Below are 21,128 nucleotides of genomic sequence, written 5' to 3'. Positions count from 1 at the left end.
CTGATTGCAGAATTTACAAAAAATAAAATTATGCTGTTAGAAAAAATAATTTCAATTTCTGGAAAACCAGGACTTTACAAATTAGTTTCTCAATTAAGAAACGGATTCATCATTGAAGATGTTACCAACAAGAAAAAAGTAAGCATTGGAAACTCTAGCCAGGTAAGCTTATTAGATAATATCGCAATGTTTACATTTGAAAAAGAAGTTCCATTGTTCGAAGTTTTTGAAAATATTGCTAAAAACAACGACTACAAAGAAACTATTTCTCATAAGTCTTCAGATGCAGATTTAAAAGACTTCATGTTGACCTCTCTTCCTAACTATGATACTGAAAGAGTATACGCTTCTGACATCAAGAAATTGGCTCAGTGGTATAACATCCTTCAGAAAGCAGGATACATCACTCCTGAAAGTTTCGTAAAGGCTGAGCCTGAAACTTTAGACGGTGAACCTGCAGAAGAGGTAAGTTTAGATATGGATGCTAAAAAAGCTGCTCCAAAAGCAGAAAAGCCTGCTGCTCCAAAAGTAAAAGCTACTTCAGCTGCAAAATCGGCTCCGAAAAGTACGCACAGAAAACAAGGATAATTCAGTTCAGAATTAACAATATAAAGCCTTGCCGGGAATTTTCCTGACAAGGCTTTTTTTATTCTCCAAAACCTAACAGGTTTCAAAAACCTGTTAGGTTAAACATACAGTATATCACAAACTCTCTATCCCGCAACTTTCACTCTCAATGTTTGTAATGATGTCCGAATAACCCTTACATTTGTATAAGATTGAATTTCCAATTACTTATGAATACAAAACAGGAAAAACTAGAAGCTTTCGGGAGACTACTGGATATTATGGACGATTTACGCGAGAAGTGCCCGTGGGATCAGAAACAGACTTTACAGTCTCTTCGCCATCTTACTCTTGAAGAGACTTATGAGCTTTCCGACGCCATTTTACAGGAAGATTTGCAGGAGATTAAAAAAGAATTGGGAGATGTATTGCTTCATCTGGTTTTTTATTCTAAAATAGGTTCTGAAAAAGGAAGCTTTGATATAGCAGATGTTATTAATTCCCTTAATGAAAAACTGATTTTCCGCCACCCGCATATTTATGGAGATACTGAAGTAAAAGATGAAGAGGAAGTGAAACAAAATTGGGAGAAATTAAAATTGAAAGAAGGAAATAAATCTATCTTAGGAGGTGTTCCGAAAAGTCTGCCAAGTTTGGTGAAAGCCTATAGAATTCAGGATAAAGTAAAAGGAATCGGCTTTGAATTTCATGATGCGGAAGATGCATGGAAAAAGGTAGATGAGGAAATTCAGGAATTTCATGCAGAAACAGATTTATATAAAAAAGAACAGGAATTGGGAGACGTATTTTTTTCGTTGATCAACTATGCAAGAATTTCAGGAATTAATCCGGACTCTGCATTGGAGAGAACCAATCTTAAGTTTATTTCAAGATTTCAGAAGATGGAAGTCCTTGCTGAAGAGGAGAATTTAAAGCTTGCAGACATGTCCCTTGAAGAAATGGATGTCCTTTGGGAAAAGGCAAAACAGCTATCATAATTTCCGAATTGGAACAATTAATGCTACCTATATTCAGTTAAAAAAATAAAATAAATATGTTACGTTTTCTTATACTTCCTGCTATGCTTTTATTGAGTTGTAATCCTAAAGCTCAGAATTCACCTGCTGAGAGTAGTGATCTGAAGCCCCAATTTTCTTTACCTAAAAAATTAAAAGAAGTTTCCGGTATTACCATTTCAAAAGATAAAAAAACAATCTGGGTAATAGAGGACAGAGGAAATAAAAACGCAGTATATGGACTTAGTGACAGCGGGCAGATGATGGCTAAAGTTCCGGTTGAAAATGCTGAAAATACAGACTGGGAAGATATTATATCAGATGCTCAGGGGAATATTTATATCGGAGACTTTGGGAATAATGATAATGACCGAAGAGATCTGGCTATTTTAAAAACAGATCTGAAAGATATTACCCAAACTACTACAAAAGTTGTTCAAACCACTAAGTTCCACTATGAAGGGCAGACGGAATTTCCCCCAAAAAAATCAAATCTCCTGTATGATTGTGAAGGTTTTGTAGAGATGGATGGGAACTTCTATCTTTTCACGAAGAACAGGAGCAAGGGATTCGACGGGACGTTCCTTGTATTTAAAGTGCCTAATAAAGAAGGTGATTTTGAAGCTAAACTGATTGGTAAACTGAAACTTCAGGGTGGATATAATGATGCTGCAATTACTTCAGCAGCCATCAATAGTACAAAAGATAAAATTGTATTATTGACCCATAAAAATGTACATGTTCTTACAGGATTTAATGCGGATGATTTCAGTACAGCTAAGGTGGCTAAGATTCCTTTAAACCATAACTCACAGAAAGAAGCAATTGTTTTTCTTAATGATCAGACCTTAATGATTGCAGACGAAAAAGGAAAAGATGAAGGAGGAAATGTATATGAGTTTTCGCTTAAACCGTAACTTTATATAATTGTAAAATAGTAAAAAACCACAGAGAAGTCTGTGGTTTTTATATTTGATCTTACGGCTTTTTCTTAAAAGTCTTTTTTTGAGGCTGAATTTCATTATATAAAGCTTCCAGTTCCTTCGGCGGGTTACCAGAGTCAAAACTTGCAGAAGTGTAGGCAGTACCATTGCTTGTGATAATAAAAGTAGCTTCCATCGCTTGGTCAGAATATCGCCCGGTTGTAGGAGACGGATATGTTGATATTTTAGATAAATCCAGTGCAGCGGCCTTGCTTAATATACGCTCCCATTCTGATGAAGACATTGGTGAATTACTTATTTCTCCGTTGAAAGAATCTGTTTTAGAGGTCGGAGTAAAGGTAACCGTTGAACGGCTTCCTCTGGTTTGCTCTGTCAGTTGTATTTTTTCGATTTTTTTCCGTTGAGAAGTTTCGGTTGATTTTTTTTCGATATTTCCATTTTTATTGTGATGATTGCAACTTAAATTCAATAAAATGAAAATAAAATTAATTAAAATAAATTGGTTTTTCATTGTTTTATTTATATGTTATGGTTTAAAATTTTAATTATTTGTTATTTTTTTATTGTTTTGTTTATATATTTGCTAAATTATAAAAACATTTTAAATGCAAAAAACTATTTTTTCAAAATTATCTATCGTACCATTATTGCTTGGGCTGGTATTGGTAAATGCTCAAGATAGAGAAGGCCTAAAAGAGTTAAAACAATTTAGACAGAATAATTCAAGTGCTGACGGCATCGAGAGGTGTGGTACTATTGAAAATGAGATGTCATTAAAGAAAATGGTTCCTGGCAGAATGTCAACAGAACAGTTTGAAACATGGCTGGCTCCTTTGGTGGAAAAGGCAAAAAGGGATCACTCTTTGAATAAATCCCAAAATGGGAATATTATTACTATTCCGGTAGTGGTTCACGTTATTCATAACGGTCAAAATGTAGGAACTGCCCCTAATATTACAGATGCTCAGGTAAAGTCGCAGATTGCGGTAATGAATAATGATTATAGAAGGCTTGCAGGATCCCCAGGATTTAATGCCAATCCTGTAGGAGCAGATGTTGAAATACAGTTTGTTTTGGCCAAGGTAGATCCTAAGGGGAACCCTACCAACGGTATTGACAGGGTAAATCTTTGTAAGGATTATTGGGCCAGAGGTGCAGTAAGTTATGGCTATGAAGATTTTATTAATGGTACAGTGAAGCCTAAAACAATTTGGGATCCTACAAAATACATGAATATGTGGAGCTTAGAATTTGCAAAAAATGGATTACTGGGATATGCTCAGTTTCCGTCTAGTTCAGGGCTTCAGGGGCTTGAGCCGGATGGGGGAGCAGCTACGTCAGATGGTGTTGTTGCAGGGTACTCAACCTTTGGAAGTATGGATTATAATGATGGAACATTTCTTATGATAGCCGGTTATGATAGAGGAAGAACAATGACTCATGAAGTAGGACACTATTTGGGATTAAGACATATTTGGGGAGATGCTTCATGTGGAAATGATTATTGTGCAGATACCCCTACAGCTCATACTGCAAATTATGACTGTGACCCTGCGATAGCTAGCTGCGATGATCCGTCTGTATTTGAAATGGTTCAGAATTACATGGATTATACCAATGATACCTGTATGAATATTTTCACCAGCGACCAGAAAACAAGGATCAGAACAGTAATGGATAACTCTCCAAGAAGAATGGAGCTAAAGGCCTCTACTGCTGACCAGCCTATTCCTTTATTTCAGAATGATGCTGAAATAAAATACGATGGAGGATGCTCATTGGGAATTGTTAATTGTGGTGCAGGAGTATTACGTCTTTTAATTACAAATAGAGGTACTGGTAATTTAACATCAGCTTCTATTTCTTATTCTTTTAATGGTGGAGCTGCACAAAATTATAACTGGACAGGTAATCTGACACAGGATCAATCGAGTGTTATCAATATTCCGGTAGATGGCTCTGTTGCTTCTTCTCCCGTTTCTTTTTCTATTGTCACTGTCAATGGAGGCGCTGATCAGAGAAGTACGAATAACACTTCAACAGGGAATTATGTGAAACCTGTAGCCCCTGAATATTTCCCTGCAACTTCGGTTACTTTTACATTAAAAAGAGACCGATATGGAGTAGAAACAAGATGGAACTTAAAAAATAGTGCCGGTCAGATTGTCAAGTCAGGTGCATATAGTAATACAAAGCCTGGGCAACCGGATCCTGCTCTTATTACCCAAACATGGACGCTGCCTGCGGATTGCTATGCCTTTACAATTTCAGATGATTTTGGTGATGGTTTAGAGAACGGCTATGTAGATATTGCCACCAGCTCAGGCCAGGTGATATTCCATAAAGATGGTGAATTTGTATATGAGACTAAAACATTTACAACAAGAGAAACTTTAGGAACTCAGGAAACGAATAAGAAAAGCAATTTTGGAGTATATCCTAACCCAGCCAACGATGTTCTTAATATTACGGCTGTTTCAGGTGAAACTCAATTTGAAATTCATAATGCAGTTGGGCAGATTGTGAAGAAAGGAAAGATTGACAATAATCAGGTTCGTGTAGCAGATCTTGAAAAAGGAGTTTATGTGATCACGATACAGAATAAGAATATTTCTGAAAGTATCAAGTTCGTTAAAAAATAATATCAACGATACAATTCAATAAAAAACTCAGGAATTTCCTGAGTTTTTTTATTTTCAAATATTGTATTTAGAATTTCATTCCTATTCCTGCGGAGATACGTCCGCCATCTGCACCATAGAAATAATTCAGTCTGGCAGACATCATTTCTACAACACTTAACCAAAGACCGGCACCTACTGATTGATGCCATTTTCTTGAGTATTCACCATCATTCCATACACGGCCGATATCATATCCAACTAGGATTCCCAAGTTGGCAGGAATAATATTGTTTCTGATTCTTCCAAAATCCCAACGAATCTCTGAATTGTTAGTGAAATAGGATCTTCCTGAAAATCTTTCATTCCTGAAAGCTCTCATTCCATTGTTACCTCCAATGGCAGCAGCCTGATAGAATTCAAAATTATCATTGTTGATCCACATGGCATTGCTGGCATTCGCAAAAACAAAAATTCCTTTTTATCAATTCTATGGTCAATAGCGAATCTTCCTTTTACCGTCAGGAAATTTCTGTTGAAATTGGAAAAAGTAGCTTTCCAGTCGGCATTCAGCATCAATTCCATTCCCAGTGTTGGAAAAGCAGGATTGTCCGCATTTTTATAGCTGAAAGTATAGTTTGCTCCTAAGAATTGCTGGCTGTCAAATACTTCAGGTTTTACATCCGGTGAGGTATTGATAAAACGGCCGTCTTTTCTTTGTACTTTATTATCTTCAAAAGTAAGCTGGAACTGATGGTTAAAATTCATCCAGCCTTTCTGTGAGATGGAAGGTGCAACGTTAAATTTAGAGATTCTGGCCCTGTTATATTCTCTTTCCGTATTTTCTTTATCATAGGGACTGTCGTTGGAAAGTCCAAAGAAGTTCTGAGAAAATCTTGGAGTTGTATATGCGGCATCAATATTAAAATCCCATCCTGAAATCGCTTTCTTAAAGATCCCTTTGTAAGTAAGGCTGAACCCGGCAGTAGCAGTATAAAAATTAGCTTTTAAACTGTGCTTTTGGGTAAAAGGATCACGGATGAAATTATTCACGGTGTAATTTGCTAAAACACCTATAATCACCCCGTCATCAGGGTTATAATCAACGTTAGGATATCCGGCAAATGCATTGTATTTTGGATGCTTGTAATTGTAGGTATTTACCTCATAATCATCTGCAATATTTTTAGTGGCATTCCCTGCGTTGTAGGTGTTTTTTTGAGACTCAAAGTCGTAGATCTTTACTTTTCTTCCGTCTGCTACATTATAGACATCATGGTTATAACCGCCAATCAGCCTGATATTCATCTTCGGACGTCCGGTTCCTACTACATCGTAAACATCGTCATCTTCCAATCCGTAAATCCAAAGTTCTTTTGTTTTTGAATCATGATAAGTCTTTTCAAAAACCAGTTCGTTTTTATCTTTGTTTTTACCTAATTTATATTGCTGTACAAGAACAGAATGACCGTTTTTGGTAATTACAAACCTATCCGGGCCTATTGTGCCAGCCAGAGGAACTTTTTCCTGCAGGACATTGTAGTAGTCGGAAGCGTATTTTTGTAATTTAGTTTTTCTTATTTTCAGTTTTCTCTGGATATCCGCGATAGTCTCATCCTGAACTTCTTTAGGAAGATTATGAAAAGCATCATCAATATCAGCGTCTGTTAGATGTTCCTGAATATATTTGGCCTGTGCTTCCCATTCTTCCTGAGTAGAAGATTTTAAAAAGACAAGATCCATTGGATAAGGTTCCATAGCCAGCCATTTTACACTGCTGATATCTTCCGTAAAGGTTTTCATGTGGCGGATAGCAGGAACATTCATAATAATCTTAAATGCAGCTCCATCATATTTGCTGAATGCCTGGTCTCTATCTTTTGGAATCGGTTTATAGATGATTTTATCACCATCTTCATATTGCGCCCATTTCCATTGATCTGAATGTCTGTCCCAGTCACCAATCAGCATATCAAACAGTCTTGCCCTGATATAAGATTCCTTATCTACCGAGTATTTGTAATTTTTAGCCAGATTTTTCAGAACATCATCAGTAGAGACAATATCTTTTGCATTATTGAGATAAGCCAGTGTTTTTGGATCTGAAGAAAAGCGTTCTTCAATCATATACATTTCATCCCCATAGTTTTGATTATACTTTCCTAAAGCTTGTTGTTTGGGAATATAATACAACTTCGGATTGCTATGGAGAATATTCAGTTTTTCTGACATATTTCCTATCGTAAACGGAGTAAAGGGATGGTTGGTAGTATAAAAATCCAAAAGAAATTTCTCTGGAAAACTATTGGTAAGTTCCTCCCCAAAGGTACTCCTTGTGAACGCCATGTTATTTAGAAACCGGATTGCACTTTTTTTCACTCCGCGCATCACAAATTCCTGTCCGTCGTTCGCTTTTAATCTTAAACTGTTGGATTGGTTTCCACCTCCTTCTCTAAATGGAGTATAGCCTCCGTTTAATTCTGATAGATTGGCGGTAGGAGCTTCAATGGACATTCCATAATATTTTCTGTAATGTTCTCCCCAAAGCCATCGGTAAACTCCTCCTTTTTGTGTTAGCTGTACCGGATAGATGGTTGAAGGTATGGCAGCCGGAAATGTATTGGGAAAGTTATTTACAAATACATCCGGTTTGGATATCACAGAAATCTGTGACAATTTCTGAAGCTTAGCATCCTTTGTGGAAAAGAATTCTACATCGGTGCTCTGGTCTTTTCTCATATTCAGGACCGCAAAGCCGTTTCCTCCATAGGAAAAATCTGTTTTTTCAGCAATGGTAGACGGATCTGTTTTAGAGCCGGCACCACTGATGATCTGCCTCATATTTCCTTCTTCATGATATTGTAAATTATGATCGTGTCCGGAAACAAAAATCACATTTTCCTTATCCTGAACAATACTTTTCAACCTGTTGGAAAGTTCTGCATAATGCTGATTATTAATGTCAGCAGGACTTATTCCTGAAGAACTTCTCAGGATATTGATGGCACTGGCAACTCCGGGTACCGGTATTTTGCTTTTAAGAGGATAAAGGTGCGATTTCGCTGAATGAAAACCTGCATGGGTTCCGCTGCTGATAATCGGGTGGTGTAGGGCAATGATGATTCTTTTACCCTGATTTTTGATGATCAGATCTTTAAATTCTGTATAAAAATCTTCACGGGTTTTGATATTACAATTTTTATTAATTCCAGGATAGTTATCCCAATTGGTAATCACCCATTCAGTATCAATGGCGATCAGCTTAATATCTTTGGTAATACTGATATCATCAATAGGACATCCGTTTTTAGGAAGGAATGCCTTTTTATCATCAAAATATTTTTTGACTAATGATTCCTGAGCATTTAATCCACTCAAACCACTGTACCAATCATGATTTCCGGGAATTACCAGAGTTTTTCCTTTAAAATTTTTAGTAATAGATAGTTGATCCTCCAGTTTTTGCTTGGCTAAAGCATAGCCTTTATCTGATTCCTTAGGCATTCCGTTGGGATAGATATTATCCCCAAGGAAGATCAGCATTGAGTTGCTGTCTGCAGAATCAAGTTTATTTTTAAGTAAATTCAGTGTTTTCTGTGCCTGAGGTTCATCTGCGTTTCCGGCATCTCCAATCAGGAAGAGTTTAAAATCATTTTCAGATTTTATCTCGGAATCTTTTACTTCAAATAAGTTTTTCCCTTTTTGTACGTTATATGTTGCGCAGGAGTACATCACTCCGGCGGACATTACTGTTCTGAGAACAATAGAAGTATTTTTTAGATGATTTTTAAAGGATAAATTCATAAATTTACATTAACAAAAATTCAGGAATGAACATTCTAGACAAAGCTAAAAATTATGTTGAAATCTTATTCAAAGATAAGTTATCTTCAGTATATTTTTATCATAATTTTATTCATACTGCCTATACGGTCAATAAGGCTGAGGAGATTATGAAGCATACCCCTGTTTCTGAAGAAGATCAGGAAAAAGTTCTTGTGGCCTTATGGTTTCATGATACCGGATATATAGAATGTGCGATGAATCACGAAGAGAGAGGGGTGGAGATCATGAAAAACTTTCTCCATCAGGAAAATTATCCGGAAAGCTATATTGCTGACGTGGAAAAATTGATCCTGGCCACTAAAATCACCTATGTTCCTCAAAGTGTATTGGAGAAAATTGTAAAAGACGCTGATTTCAGCCATTTTGCAGGTCACGACTATAATGATATTTCTGATGCTTTAAGAAAAGAATGGGAGCTTACCAATGTAAAATGTTTTTCTAATGAAGAATGGAATGCCGGAAATCTGGATATGCTGAAAAATAAGCATACCTTTTATACCGATTATGCCAAGGAAAACTGGGAACCTTTAAAAAGAAGAATATCAAGAAGATCGAAAAAAAGCTGGAAAAAGAAGAGGAGAAAAAAGAGAATTCGGATAATAAATCTGAGAATAAAAAAGATAAGGAAAAATCAGACAGAAGTGTAGATACCTTGTTCAGGGTAACGCTTAATAATCATACAAGGCTGAGCGATATTGCAGACAGTAAAGCAAATATTCTATTGTCCGTAAATGCCGTTATCATTTCGGTTTGCCTTTCTGTATTGGTGCCGAAGCTGGATGCTCCTAAAAACTCACATCTTATTCTCCCAAGCTTTATACTGTTACTATCAAGCGTACTAACAATTGTCTTTGCGATATTATCTACAAAACCTAATGTTACCAAGACAACATTTACTTCGCAGGATATTGCCAACAGAAAAGTCAATCTGTTGTTCTTTGGAAATTTCCAACAGATGCTGTTTGATGATTATCAGAATGCGATGAGAGATCTTATTAAAGATAGGGATTATATCTATGACTCTATGGTAAAAGACTTGTATTATCTTGGAAAGGTTCTTGATAGAAAGTATAAGCTTTTATCCATTACCTATAAGATCTTTATGGCTGGAATTATTATTTCCGTGCTTTCTTTTGGGTTTGCTTTCTTTAGCCTGTAATTAAAAAATAAATCATAATTTTCAGTTAATTCATAGATTGACTGAAAATTATGATTGTTAATAATGAGATTCTTCCTTCGTCAGAATGACAATGGATGTGAAATTATATTATCATCTTATTTTTCTGAATAAGTCTGGCTAATGGATACTCGCAGCGCAAGCAGTCCTGTAATTCCCTGAAGGTCTTCTACCTTTACAAATTCTGCATCATGTTCCAGAATACCTTTTTTCTGAAGTTTGGTGACGTATTCCAGATATTCTCTCTGGTTTTCCATTCCGAAATAGACGATGGTGATTTTTCCGGGCGCTGTAATACGTTCTGAAGAATCTTTTACATGAGCTTTATCCAGACGCTTTTTAATGATCTCGTAGTAAGAATTATAAGCTCCGTCTACATCAAAACGCTTTTCATCCATTCTGAAGCGGATGTCTATTTTTTCATTGTACACGAAGATCAGAGATGCAATATCTAATGGAATAGGAAGGTCCTGTTTAAAGGACTGAAACTCAATTTCCATTTTGCAGATGGTTTTCAGCTGCCAGTATCTTAATTTGTGTACAACTTTTGACGTATAGTGAAGCTCGGGTGCAATATTATGGCCAATGTACAGATTGTGTTCTACGCCATCGGATTTAAATCTTTCATAATAATGAGGAAAGATCTGCTGGGCTTTAATCTGGTTTTCATCCAGCATATCTGCCAGTTTTCTGTTGAGCAGTGTTATAGAATCATCCAGTTTTTTTCTGTGATTATAGAACAGATCAGTTTGAGGACGCATCTGTAAAAAATAATCCTTAATCTTTGTTTTTACTTCCCTGGGTGATCTCATTTCCAGTTTGGCTTGTAGAAAAGGATGAACTTCTTCTCTCAATAATCTCTGAAAGCGTTGTTCTGTATCAGCTTTGATTTCATTATTCAGTTCATTCTCAAAAACATCAAGAGCTAATGTAAATTTTTCCGAATCGGAATTCGTTAATGTCAGGATATTAATAAGCCATTCAATTTGTTGGTTAAGATCCTGAAGCATTAAGTTAAAACGTTTTTCAGAGGAAGAACGAATATCGGATACTCCAAATAAAGGAGTTAGGTTTTTAAAGGAAATCTGCTTTAAAGTATATATTTTTTTCCCAAGTGAAGCCGTAAAATATTTTTCAGCTTCATTCCTGAATTTCCATACCACACTGTCATGGATTGAAGTATATTCACGCTGGATGATCGCTTCTATCTGGTAATTTTTTTCAAAATAGAATCTGCTTAGAGAGAAAAGAACCATGTCTGAAAAAAACTCCATTTTTTTGAGTTTTAAGCCATTAAAACTGCCGGCAATAGGAGAGGTAAACTCCATGATAGCAAGCAGATCATTATCTTTCATGATAGGGATTACCATGAAGCTGTTGACATTATTATCCTTTAAAATAGTAAAAGATGGAAGTTGCCTTACACTTTCATCCAGGTTATTCACATCGGAGACTACAATGGGTTTTGAATTATGACTTAAGTTATTGAATGTATTTATTCTGGTTTCTTCATCAAAAGTATTGATCCAGAAATCGAGAATATGATTCGTTAATACACTTTCGTAAATAGGGAGCTTATCCAGTTTTTGTTCTTTCCTGTTAAAAGTCATCAATCCGAAGTTGAGCTCAGCGACATCAAAATAAGATTTGAAGATCTCAGTAAGATTAGCATTAGGGTTTAAATCTTCGGGATCAATTTCTATCATGCTTGATTTCAGATCAGATAATGCTACCTCTGAAGTGCAATCCACAAGGGAAATAATGGTAAATCCTTTCAGGACCCAGGATTGTGATGGAAAATATTTTTTCCACAGCTTAAAATCATCCAGATTTTCCAACAGCATATCCAGAATATCATCAGAAGGAATTTTGGCATCTTCCGTAGGGAAAATTTCAGTGAAATCTGAATTGACTGTAATTTTATAATGTTTCATAATTCCCTGTTTATTGGGAATATCATAATAAAAAGGGATGGTACTTTTTATATCTTTTTTAAAATACGCTTGAAGAATCAGGCAGCAACAAAATACATAAAACTCATTATCATTAATATTTCTGAGTTCTATTTCAAAGTCTTTTCCGGCATCTTTAAGGATTCCTTTGAACCTTTCAGTATAATTAAAGGTGATGTTGGAAAGAGGAATACTTGCCGCTTTTATCTCGTTATGGGTAAGTCCGGTAGGGAAGAGGTCTGCAAGAAGCAGCCTGATGAGGTCTCCATTTTTTTCCAGAAGGCTGATGTCCTGAAAGCCATCTTTCAGTTCCGTAAAATTCTTTGTTTTCTCAATGAGGGATTCAGCATAATTCACCCTATATTCCAGGCGGTCATTATAACGGATATGCTCCAATACATCCAAATATTTTTTGAATGATATATAAACCTGAAAGGGAGAGTCTTTTTTGTAGAGATTAGCCAACTGCTGAAATTTAGAGTAAAGTTATGAAAAAAGACTATTTCCAGTGCTGTTTTGGATTGGTAAAAATGTTTCTTTAGCATCGCTTTATTTTATTTTTTTGAACAAATAATCAAAAAGAATGGAACATTGCATGCTTCTGTTCTCATTTTAAAAAATATTTGCAGTGAGAAATCATTTCTATATGATTGAAAGATAACGCTGATCTTTTCTATTTTTTATTGACGGGATTGTTTTGCCCCTTTGTTAGAGGGATTTCAATCTTCTTATCTTTAACAAGTGAAGCCGCAAATTCTTTGAATGATTCCTGAGCACTGAGGATATAATCGTTCAGAATATTCTTTTGGGTCTCTTCATTGATTATTTTATCAACATCGCCAGTGTTGGTGTAGTTAAAAATATAAGTTTCATAAGTGGTTTCTGCCTGTTCGTCATTCAAATAGTTATCTACTTTGAACTTTACCCTTACAGAAGTTTTATTCTGGGAAATATCTTCAGCAGTATAGGTAGCTGCACAGCCTGAACCACAGCTGAGAGTAAAGGAATTGTTGTCCATATCCGCTATGGGCTTTTGGGTAGGAGCTGTTGTACCTGTAGTTTGTACGGGTGGAAGATTTTCTATTTTTTGTTCCAGGGTTTTCTTTTACAGGAAACAAGAAACAGAATTGCTAAAATAGATAAAGTAGCTTTTTTAAACATATTTAATCAAAACTATAAAATTATGTTTTTAGTTTTATTTTTTCTTGTCAAACTTTTTCGTGCAATCGGACTTTGTTTTAGCAATAGTGTTAGATAATGATTCTAAGGTGTTTTTGAGATCGAAATTGAAATTTTGTATACAAGTTTCTGTATATCCATCTTGCCAAGAATAGGATTCTTGTTCTATTTTCTTTAAAATAAAAGACTCGTTACTACTTGATATATAATAATTACTACGAGAGTCTCCTCTATCTGGAAATACCGTTACTAGTACGAAGCCATCTTTTGTTTGTTTAATGTCGGAAATTTGATTGCCTCCATCTTGCGAGAAATTAGTTGTTTTTAAAACAAATTTATAGTTGGAACTATTATCCCCTAAAAAGAGTAATAAATCTTCACCTTCGTATGGTTTACTGCTGATAATTTTATCTGAAAATCCATCCTTATTGATGTCAAAAGTTTTAACCAGATATTGATTGTTGTTGAGATATTTGCTAATACTTATAGCGTTTTTTTCTTCTGCTTTTCCATTTAATAATTTGATATCCTCATTAATATTGTTAAACTCGTCTTGATTTTGTTCAATTTTATTAAGTTTCAATTTTTTAGAAGGAGAGGAATGTATATATACATTTTTAGAGTTTTCATCAAAAGAAAAAGTGCCTTTCACGAATTCTGGAACTTCATATGTTCCTGTAAAATTAAGCGCATCTTTGCTGAAATGATAAAGGGAATAAGTAGAAAACTGCTCTGTAAACGAAGGCAATAACAAATATCCTTCAGAAGGATCATTATCTTTCAACAAAATATGGATGTCTTTTTCTGCAAGCTCAAGTGAGGAGTCATAAAAAAATTGAGATGAACAGGGTTCCAAGAAACAGTTTCTTTTTTATTATTTTCAATAGAAATATAAGCTCTTTCAGAGATATACCTAATTTTTACAGTAAGTGAATTGTGATGTAGATCTAGCTTTTGAACCTGCTTGTTTAGATCGTAATCTTTTTGCTTACTAATATTTGAAACTTCTGTATATAAGTTCTCTTTTATATTATTTGTAGTATTTACTATACTGGCTTTTTCATTTGTGGTGTTTAATGAATTAGCTTTTTTACAGGAAAATAAAATAACTAGAAATAAGATATGATAATGGATTATATTTTTCATTTTAACAAAATAAGTATTTAATTTAAATTCGTTTCATTTAATTTACCAGCCCCATTCACTTCGTTAATTTTGCCTTTATTTTTTTCATTGGTCTGTGCATTTCTTTCACTTTCAGACTGTTCATCATAAAATTTATAATTGACAAAATACGCAGGATTTATTCTATAGCTTGTACCTGATCCCATTGCGTACCTGCAAAATATTTCAAAATGTAAATGTGGCGCACATGTGCCCCCTGTAACACCTGATCTTCCTGTTGTTCCTAATTGCTGACCGCATTTTACTTCTTGTCCAAATGTAAAGTCTTTTACAGAGTGCAAATGTGCATAAAATAAAAATAGGTCACCAGATTCTGACCAACCTGCTCCCTTTTCCATTTCTCTAGTTGTTTTACGAGTGTAATCAGTTCTTTTCCTTGCCATAAAAGCTTGAGGATCTTTTACTTTTATGGTAATTGTATTTCCATATCCAGAATGCCAGCGTCTATTATAAACGGTTCCATCAACACAAGCATAAATTGGTTTTCCTCTTTCAGCAAATAAATCAAGGCCTGTATGTTTTCTGGAAACCTCTCTCCTAATATCATCACCAAACAATCCCCATATTTTTGAGGTGCTGTCAAAGTTACCATTTTGGTAGAAATTTGTACTCATAGGATGATCTACTGGATCATGCCAATCTCCTGAAGAAGGCTGCGTCTTATTTTTATCACAGATAAAAACCGGTACTTTTTTCAGTTCTGTTACATATTTTTTTCTTTCTTCAAGTCCTTTGTTTCCTCCATTTATTAAATATGAAATTACAACAATGTCATCATTATCTGCAACCAAATTCAAATCGATACTTCCATATCTTTTGACAATTGAGCCGTCTGTATTGGTAAATTTGGTATCATAATTTGATTTAGGATAGGAGCGATTACTTAAGTTGTATTTCTGTCGATCCGTGCCGTTAGGGCTCCAAGAGTTACCAACTGATAAAAGTTTTCCTTGTTTAAAATACCATCCTGCACTATCAAATGCTAAATCTAAATTTTTTGCGAGTTCATCAGGATTTGTTACTAGGGTATTTTGATTTCTGTAAAAAGAATATCTTTCATAAGCTTCTTTATGAGTCAGTTGAATGATACCTCTTCCTCTATATGGATCATAAGCAGATGTATGTGAGTTATTGTATTCTTTAGTTGAGCGTAATCTATCTGTTTCATGATAGCATTCAGCAATAAAGTATACCTTTCTAATACAAGAGTTTATTTCATATTTTTTCATTATTTTATTTAGCTGGTCGAGTGTAGAAGCTATTGACGTATCACTAGGGCTGGCACCACTTGTATACTGTGGGTTCCAGATATTATTAATTTCTAATTTCTCAGATTCTCTTAAGTGTTTTAAAATTTCTTTAAATTCATTTATAGTAAGATCTCTGTTACAAGAGCATTTTCCTCCGCCAATCTCAAAATATGCACCAACCTTATTCAGGAATTTTTTATCATGCTGCTTCTGGCCCTGAGCTTTAGCATGAAGGTACAGAAATTCTGGTACTTTTTTTAGAAGTTTAAAGGTAATAGTATCTCCGGCCTGATAATTTTTTATTACTAAAACTTTCTTAATTTCTTCTTCGCTGGAAGTTTTGCCGTTTTCTATTTTAGGATTTTTAGCATTACCTTTCTGAGCATTTTCGAGGATGACTTTAGCTGTGGAAGCTTTCTGGGTTTCATTAGTTATGTTGTTAGCACCTCCGAATGTATAGGTATATGTTCCGTCTTCTTTTCCTTTGCTGATCTTATCTTGCCACTGTTTCAGCTCTTCTTCGGATTTTGGGCGGAGATGGATTGGGATTTGGACAATATTGTTTTTTACTATTCCTGTGAAAACTGTTTTTTCAGTTCCCGGAACGGCTTGCCCGGCAGGCGTTTTCTGTTCCATTTGTGCTTCTGTAATTTCCAGAACAGGCAGTAACGCATCCGGTGATCCTTTAATGATCCCGTCTTTTTCTTTGATGGAAATAGTCACCTGCTGTCCATCCAGAAGCATGGTTCTGGCTACCAGATAAAGTTTTTCGTCAAGTGGAGCAGTACCTACTTTTTTAAAATCTACCCCCAGTTTGAAGGTTTTAAAAGTAACGGTCTTTTGATTTGTAGTATCTTTCCCATAAGCTTCAGCGGTTAATGCTGCAGCAATTACTTCTAGTGTTGTATATTTCTTTTGAGCTTTCAGACTTTCTTTTATTTTATTAAGAATAGTCTGGGCAACTTTGTTTTTTTCTTCCGCCGTACCTGTTTTATTGCCACTCTTACTTCCACCGAAGGTATAAGTATGGGTACCATCTTCCTCGCCAGTCTCTTTGATGTATTCTTTTTGGCAAAATAAGCATCCAGAAGATCTTCAATATTTGTAGGATTAACCGTAGTAGGAGAGGCTCCTCCAGGGGCTGCGGGGGTTGGCGGCTGTGTGTTATGAGCACTCCCATGAGCTGATTGTGGATCAGGTTCAGGTTGTGCCGGAGATGGAGCAGGCTGAGGCTGCTGAGGTTGAGATGGTTGTGGCTGAGGTTGTTGTGGTTCCGGTTGTGGTTGTGGTTGTGGTTGTGGTTGTCCTGATGGTGTGCGCAATTCCTCAGGGGTATTGATATTTATATTATTGGTAGCATGCTTTTTATGAGAATAATATTCCACAGTTACATAAAATTCCAGTTGCTGAGGATCGGTTTCACCTTGCATAGCTTTTCTCATCAGAGCTTTTGTCAGCATGAATTCGGCTCTCGCGATTCCGTTTTTTACCTTTTCTTTTTTGCTTTCTATGAGCAGGTTATTATTGCTATGACCTGAATTGCTGGCGTCATCTTCCCAAAGACTGAACTGCAGATATTGGGCCTCCAAATTTGTGCATTTGGCTTCTGCAACCAATTTTTCCATGAAACTGAACACTGTTCCAGGAGTATCGTCTATATATTTTAATTCAACTTTATTGATTCTTGGAATATCACTGGGCTGGGGCTGTATTTCCAAAGCCATGGGAGCTCTTCCTTCCGGATTGTGAAGGTAAGCTTCAATTCTGAAGGTATCTTTGTAAGAGTTTGTATTAAAAGTAAAACTGCTTACTCCCACTTTTTTGATATTGGTAGGAACAAATTTTCCGTTTACCTTTTTGAACAGATGCCAGGTAACATGTGCCGGGTTTCTCTTTTCTAATGGAGTAGCAGGATACCATTCATCAATTGTATAGGTAACCAGTTCTCCAATCTTAGGCTTCGTATTTCCTGTGATTTTATAAATTCCTTGTTTTGACATGGCTGAAAAGTTTAAGTTTAATAGGCGTCTACTTCATCATCTTCTGTTTCCTTCTGAAATTCTTTAAAATTTATAAAAGGATTGATGTTATGCTGTTCCTGTGGATCAGCTTTTTTTACATTCTGTTTGTTCATCGATGCGGTTTGACCATGTTCCATAATGATGATTTTTCCACCTGTAGAACACATGAGCTCCGATATTTCTGTGACGCAGCTATTTCCCAATACCTTTACTTTATCATAGATTTTCTGCCATGTTCCGGCTGGAGCGTAGGCACAGGGAAGATATCCTCCCGGTGTTGGCTTCAGTTTGCATTTTCCAAAACTAGGGCCTTGGGGATTGAACTGAAGATCCTGTTCAGTGACAGCCAAAAAATCAGCCTGCCCTTCTTCATTATTCCAATAATGTTTTTGATGGGTAGTTACTTTAAACTGCGGAAATTGGTCACCCTGATTACATTGTGCTTTTCCTTTCTGAATGACAAAGTGTTTTCCGTCATGTGGTGATGCTGAATTAGACATATTTTGTGGTTTTTTGGTGTTGGATCAAGGATAATAATTTATTTTAATTGCTTTTCTACAGTAAAAATATCCTGTTCTGTTACATCTCCTATCTGAATTTCAAACTGGGCTTCAACTTTTTGAATCATCAAATTGGTAAAATTTAAAAAGTATTCAGCTTCATGACGGCAGACCACCGAGTAATGATTGACGGGATGCTGTTCATGGTATTCATACTCTTTATTATAAAGCTGATTCAGATTTCGGTAGTCGCATGATTTTCCAAATTGCTTAATCTTTATTATATCATTGTCTTTTGGTAACATCCGGTTATAAAGCTCAAAACGAATAGGGGCTGCATTTGATAGCCAGGGAATAAATTCATGGTAGAGATCAGAATCTGTCCAGTCGCTATATTTTGCTCTGTAAAAAGAACCAAAAAGAAACTGAACAGGTAATGTGTTTCTAATACTCCTTACCAGTTGAAGCGTGTCTTCAGTTATTTTCTTGAGTTGATCAATATAAGATGCAGATAGATCATCTGTAAAATACTTTTTTAGATCATCCAGTTCGCTTTTAATCACCGCTTCTGAATGAAAAAAATTGCTCTCCGTTATTTTTCCTGTTTTGTCTACTCTGATTTCTACAGGAAATATGATGGCTGCAGTAGCTTTTGATAAGCTTGAAACTTTGCTGTCTGATTCTATTCCATTTTTATGAGAACCAAATATTTGTAATGAAAAGAAATGATCATCTTGTTCAGCTTTCAGATATTTAAGTTCAGTTTGGTATGAATAGCTTGTATGGACGTTTCCATTTTCAAGTTTTTGATGGGTTATTGTATAAACCCCACTGAGTAAAGGTATAGGATGTGGTATTTTTCCATGTGTTGGATGATAGTACAAGCTATCTCCATTTTTATTGATCTCTTGATTAAGTTTCTTGATTTCTTCACCAAAGGGAATAAGAAGCAGCGTTCCCGGTTTCATTTTCACTGGTTCAGCTAGCCTGTCATGTATAGCACAGTGCTTATTATGAAAATCTTTGAGGTATGTTGGATTTTCTACTTTCAGATCAGAGGCAATTTTTTCCAATGTATCATCTGGAAGTGTCATATAAGTAATCATGTGATTGGTGATTAATGATTTTTTTTAATACTGAGATTCATTTCTCAGCATGAAATTTAGAAAAAATCTTACAAAAAAGCCTTCCAAATCATGTGAAATATCTATTAATAAGGCAATTATCCCTGAAATCAGGGAGTAATTTTATACTCCGGATACAACTTAATCTGATGTTTGAGTAGAACTGTGTTCCTGAAGAAGAAGTTATTTCATAGAATTTTCTGTCACAGGAGGTTAAAAACTTAAGTACATAAAAAAACCTTTCAGATCTCTGAAAGGTTTTTTTGATATAGTATGGATAACTTTTTATAATCCGAACACTTTTGCAAACAGATCCGGGAAAACTCCAAGGATGATAATGGCAGCGATTACAAATACTGCAACAATATTGTAAGTAAGCGTTACTTTTTCTGATGATTTGAATGTTGATTCTTTAAAGAAGAACATCGCGATAATTAATCTTAAATAGTAAGCGATAGATAGGGCAGAACCTAAAACTGCTACCAGTACTAAGAAAGCTGCTCCGTTCATTGCCTGAGAGAATAAAGCAAATTTCCCCATGAAACCAGCCGTTAGTGGAACCCCTGCCATTGAAAGCATAGAGATCGCTGCAGCTGTTGCCAATAAAGGTTCTGTTTTTGCCAATCCTTTGAAAGCTCCGAAAGAAGTTTCTCTTTTTAATTTCTCTACCCAGATCAGACACATGAAAACTCCTACTGTAGATAAAGCATAAGCGAATAAATAGAACGCTAAGTTATAAGTAGAAAGACTTGTCATTCCGAAGAATACCAATCCGATATATCCTGCGTGAGAAACTGAAGAGTAAGCCAACATTCTTTTTGCATTCGTCTGAGCAAGACCCATAACGTTTGCCAATAATAAAGTAATGATTAAGAATACTCCTAAAACATTAATCCATTCGTGAGTAACTCCGGCAAATCCGATTGTCATTAATCTGAACAATGCGAAGAATCCTGAGATTTTTACCACACTTGCCATGAAAGCCGTGATTAATGAAGGTGATCCTGCATATACATCAGGGCTCCACATGTGGAAAGGTGCTAAAGCCACTTTAAATGCCAATGCACAAAGAATAAGTAATACTCCTAGGATGAACATTACGTTTGAAGCATTGGCTACTCCAAAGTCGTGGATTTTATATAAATCAAAGCTTCCGGCACTTCCATAAATAAATGCGATCCCGAAAAGTAAGAAACCTGTCGCGAATGCACCCATTAAGAAATACTTGATTGAAGCTTCATTTGATCTTAAATCAGTTTTGTTGGCACCAGCCATTACATATAACGGGATGGAAAGGATTTCAACACCTAAGAACATGGTAACCAGGTTCTGGTATCCGAAAAGTACGATTCCTCCACATAATGCAAATAACATTAATGCATATAATTCTGACTGGTGGCTTCTGTGATTGCTGAATGCAAAACCTCCCAGGAAGAATAACAATAAAGTTGTTACAATGGATAATTTAGTGAATAATGCAGTATTGGCACTGTATTCATACATATGCTTGTAGTGATCGAAGAACGAACATTCAGGCATAAAGCTTACATACAATGCGATGATTAAACCCAAAATCCCAATGTATCTTGCGAATTTTCCATGTTCGAAAACTCCTGAAAATAACGCAATAACTGCCGTTAGGAAAACAATAATTAAAACACTCATAATATAGATTTGAGATGTGAGATCTGAAGTTTAAAGTTCAAGGTTCAGAGTGTAAAGTTTCCGGTTCAAAAATTCCCGTCT

At 35.6% G+C, this 21,128-nt stretch carries 16 protein-coding genes and 1 pseudogene; 5 read left to right on the top strand and 12 right to left on the bottom strand.

From position 1 onward, the window contains the following. Positions 1-30: 30 nt before the first annotated feature. The 3 genes from H5J24_RS19375 to H5J24_RS19365 all read left to right on the top strand — a co-directional run bounded on the left by H5J24_RS19375 (position 31) and on the right by H5J24_RS19365 (position 2,500). On the top strand, positions 31-588 hold the full coding sequence (locus H5J24_RS19375; RefSeq protein WP_068939986.1) for a DUF5606 family protein: 558 nt from the start codon (positions 31-33) through the stop codon (positions 586-588). 209 nt (positions 589-797) lie between these two features. Further along, the gene (gene mazG / locus H5J24_RS19370; protein ID WP_068939985.1) at positions 798-1,565 is read left to right on the top strand and encodes a nucleoside triphosphate pyrophosphohydrolase; all 768 of its coding nucleotides are present in this window, start codon (positions 798-800) and stop codon (positions 1,563-1,565) included. Positions 1,566-1,621: 56 nt separating this feature from the next. Next, positions 1,622-2,500 carry a hypothetical protein gene (locus tag H5J24_RS19365; RefSeq protein ID WP_068939983.1) on the top strand — a complete coding sequence of 293 codons (879 nt, stop codon included), beginning with the start codon at positions 1,622-1,624 and terminating at the stop codon, positions 2,498-2,500. 61 nt (positions 2,501-2,561) lie between these two features. On the opposite strand, the gene H5J24_RS19360 is transcribed toward H5J24_RS19365, so the two are convergent. Next, positions 2,562-3,038 (bottom strand): hypothetical protein, encoded by a 477-nt coding sequence (locus tag H5J24_RS19360; RefSeq protein WP_068939981.1) that lies wholly within the window; start codon positions 3,036-3,038, stop codon positions 2,562-2,564. A gap of 94 nt (positions 3,039-3,132) precedes the next feature. Here H5J24_RS19360 and H5J24_RS19355 point away from each other — a divergent pair, with 94 nt between their 5' ends. Beyond that, entirely contained in the window at positions 3,133-5,169 is a 2,037-nt protein-coding gene (locus tag H5J24_RS19355) for a M43 family zinc metalloprotease (RefSeq protein WP_068939980.1), read from the top strand. A 67-nt stretch (positions 5,170-5,236) separates the two neighbouring features. On the opposite strand, the gene H5J24_RS19350 is transcribed toward H5J24_RS19355, so the two are convergent. Next, entirely contained in the window at positions 5,237-5,593 is a 357-nt protein-coding gene (locus H5J24_RS19350; RefSeq protein ID WP_232815790.1) for a hypothetical protein, read from the bottom strand. Continuing rightward, the gene (locus H5J24_RS19345) at positions 5,527-8,952 is read right to left on the bottom strand and encodes a metallophosphoesterase (RefSeq protein ID WP_232815789.1); all 3,426 of its coding nucleotides are present in this window, start codon (positions 8,950-8,952) and stop codon (positions 5,527-5,529) included. Before H5J24_RS19345 ends, H5J24_RS19350 begins: the two co-directional genes overlap by 67 nt. A gap of 26 nt (positions 8,953-8,978) precedes the next feature. On the opposite strand from H5J24_RS19345, the pseudogene H5J24_RS19340 reads away from it, so the two are divergent. Further along, positions 8,979-10,153: pseudogene (locus tag H5J24_RS19340) on the top strand (Pycsar system effector family protein). Positions 10,154-10,269: 116 nt separating this feature from the next. Here the strand turns inward: H5J24_RS19340 and H5J24_RS19335 are convergent. The 9 genes from H5J24_RS19335 to H5J24_RS19295 all read right to left on the bottom strand — a co-directional run bounded on the left by H5J24_RS19335 (position 10,270) and on the right by H5J24_RS19295 (position 21,047). Beyond that, complete coding sequence (locus tag H5J24_RS19335; protein WP_068939974.1) at positions 10,270-12,588, bottom strand: hypothetical protein; 2,319 nt, start codon at positions 12,586-12,588, stop codon at positions 10,270-10,272. A 208-nt stretch (positions 12,589-12,796) separates the two neighbouring features. Further along, on the bottom strand, positions 12,797-13,141 hold the full coding sequence (locus tag H5J24_RS19330; RefSeq protein ID WP_232815788.1) for a hypothetical protein: 345 nt from the start codon (positions 13,139-13,141) through the stop codon (positions 12,797-12,799). A gap of 177 nt (positions 13,142-13,318) precedes the next feature. After that, a complete protein-coding gene (locus H5J24_RS19325; protein WP_232815787.1) occupies positions 13,319-14,086 on the bottom strand; it encodes a hypothetical protein in 768 nt (255 codons plus the stop codon). Continuing rightward, positions 14,083-14,448 (bottom strand): hypothetical protein, encoded by a 366-nt coding sequence (locus H5J24_RS19320; RefSeq protein ID WP_232815786.1) that lies wholly within the window; start codon positions 14,446-14,448, stop codon positions 14,083-14,085. The genes H5J24_RS19325 and H5J24_RS19320 overlap by 4 nt, the downstream gene beginning before the upstream one ends. 17 nt (positions 14,449-14,465) lie before the next feature. Then, complete coding sequence (locus tag H5J24_RS25710) at positions 14,466-16,481, bottom strand: peptidoglycan DD-metalloendopeptidase family protein (protein WP_283250732.1); 2,016 nt, start codon at positions 16,479-16,481, stop codon at positions 14,466-14,468. A gap of 191 nt (positions 16,482-16,672) precedes the next feature. Continuing rightward, on the bottom strand, positions 16,673-17,737 hold the full coding sequence (locus tag H5J24_RS19310) for a hypothetical protein (protein WP_232815785.1): 1,065 nt from the start codon (positions 17,735-17,737) through the stop codon (positions 16,673-16,675). Between the two features lie 17 nt (positions 17,738-17,754). Further along, a complete protein-coding gene (locus H5J24_RS19305; RefSeq protein ID WP_068939968.1) occupies positions 17,755-18,258 on the bottom strand; it encodes a DUF4280 domain-containing protein in 504 nt (167 codons plus the stop codon). Between the two features lie 38 nt (positions 18,259-18,296). Continuing rightward, positions 18,297-19,364 (bottom strand): hypothetical protein, encoded by a 1,068-nt coding sequence (locus H5J24_RS19300; RefSeq protein WP_068939966.1) that lies wholly within the window; start codon positions 19,362-19,364, stop codon positions 18,297-18,299. A gap of 303 nt (positions 19,365-19,667) precedes the next feature. After that, positions 19,668-21,047 (bottom strand): NADH-quinone oxidoreductase subunit N, encoded by a 1,380-nt coding sequence (locus H5J24_RS19295; protein ID WP_068939965.1) that lies wholly within the window; start codon positions 21,045-21,047, stop codon positions 19,668-19,670. Positions 21,048-21,128: the final 81 nt, after the last annotated feature.

Source organism: Chryseobacterium capnotolerans (genome assembly GCF_021278965.1).
GTDB lineage: Bacteria > Bacteroidota > Bacteroidia > Flavobacteriales > Weeksellaceae > Chryseobacterium > Chryseobacterium capnotolerans.
The sequence above is the reverse complement of the archived record's forward strand: the minus strand, read 5'-3'. Positions and strand labels throughout refer to the sequence as shown.